1 rRNA gene is annotated in these 1861 nt (G+C 56.0%); it reads right to left on the bottom strand.

From position 1 onward, the window contains the following. Positions 1 to 22 precede the first annotated feature (22 nt). Positions 23 to 1861, bottom strand: a 23S ribosomal RNA gene (locus tag ABT001_RS35925); the annotation flags it as partial.

Here is a 1861-nt window from a genome sequence, read left to right as displayed (position 1 = left end):
AACACAGTGGACGCGAGCAACTGAGGACAAGCCCTCGGCCTATTAGTACCAGTCAGCTCCACCCGTTACCGGGCTTCCACATCTGGCCTATCAACCCAGTCGTCTACTGGGAGCCTTAACCACTCAAGGTGGTGGGAATACTCATCTCGAAGCAGGCTTCCCGCTTAGATGCTTTCAGCGGTTATCCTTTCCGAACGTAGCCAACCAGCCATGCCCTTGGCAGGACAACTGGCACACCAGAGGTTCGTCCGTCCCGGTCCTCTCGTACTAGGGACAGCCCTTCTCAATATTCCTACGCGCACAGCGGATAGGGACCGAACTGTCTCACGACGTTCTAAACCCAGCTCGCGTACCGCTTTAATGGGCGAACAGCCCAACCCTTGGGACCGACTCCAGCCCCAGGATGCGACGAGCCGACATCGAGGTGCCAAACCATCCCGTCGATATGGACTCTTGGGGAAGATCAGCCTGTTATCCCCGGGGTACCTTTTATCCGTTGAGCGACAGCGCTTCCACAAGCCACTGCCGGATCACTAGTCCCGACTTTCGTCCCTGCTCGACCCGTCGGTCTCACAGTCAAGCTCCCTTGTGCACTTACACTCAACACCTGATTGCCAACCAGGCTGAGGGAACCTTTGGGCGCCTCCGTTACTCTTTAGGAGGCAACCGCCCCAGTTAAACTACCCATCAGACACTGTCCCTGATCCGGATCACGGACCCAGGTTAGACATCCAGCACGACCAGAGTGGTATTTCAACGACGACTCCACAACCACTGGCGTGGCCGCTTCAAAGTCTCCCACCTATCCTACACAAGCCGAACCGAACACCAATATCAAACTATAGTAAAGGTCCCGGGGTCTTTCCGTCCTGCTGCGCGAAACGAGCATCTTTACTCGTAGTGCAATTTCACCGGGCCTATGGTTGAGACAGTCGAGAAGTCGTTACGCCATTCGTGCAGGTCGGAACTTACCCGACAAGGAATTTCGCTACCTTAGGATGGTTATAGTTACCACCGCCGTTTACTGGCGCTTAAGTTCTCAGCTTCGCACACCCGAAAGTGCACTAACCGGTCCCCTTAACGTTCCAGCACCGGGCAGGCGTCAGTCCGTATACATCGCCTTACGGCTTCGCACGGACCTGTGTTTTTAGTAAACAGTCGCTTCTCGCTGGTCTCTGCGGCCACCCCCAGCTCATGGAGTAAATCCAATCACCAGTGATGGCCCCCCTTCTCCCGAAGTTACGGGGGCATTTTGCCGAGTTCCTTAACCATAGTTCACCCGAACGCCTCGGTATTCTCTACCTGACTACCTGAGTCGGTTTAGGGTACGGGCCGCCATGAAACTCGCTAGAGGCTTTTCTCGACAGCATAGGATCATCCACTTCACCACAATCGGCTCGGCATCAGGTCTCAGCCTTAACGTGTGACGGATTTACCTACCACACGGCCTACACCCTTACCCCGGGACTACCACCGCCCGGGCTGGACTACCTTCCTGCGTCACCCCATCGCTTACCTAGTACAAGTCTGGTTCATCGGCTCCACCACTACCCTCAACTCCGAAGAGATCGGGCCGGCTTCACGGACTTAGCATCGCCTGATTCAGTATTGGGCGTTTCAAAGCGGGTACCGGAATATCAACCGGTTGTCCATCGACTACGCCTGTCGGCCTCGCCTTAGGTCCCGACTTACCCTGGGCAGATCAGCTTGACCCAGGAACCCTTAGTCAATCGGCGCACACGTTTCTCACGTGTGTATCGCTACTCATGCCTGCATTCTCACTCGTGAACCGTCCACAACTCGCTTCCGCGGCTGCTTCACCCGGCACACGACGCTCCCCTACCCATCCATACGGGCGTTG

Origin of the sequence: Streptomyces sp. NPDC002793, assembly GCF_040295485.1 — a bacterium.
Taxonomy (GTDB): Bacteria; Actinomycetota; Actinomycetes; order Streptomycetales; family Streptomycetaceae; genus Streptomyces.
This window is presented reverse-complemented; position numbering and strand designations above follow the sequence as displayed.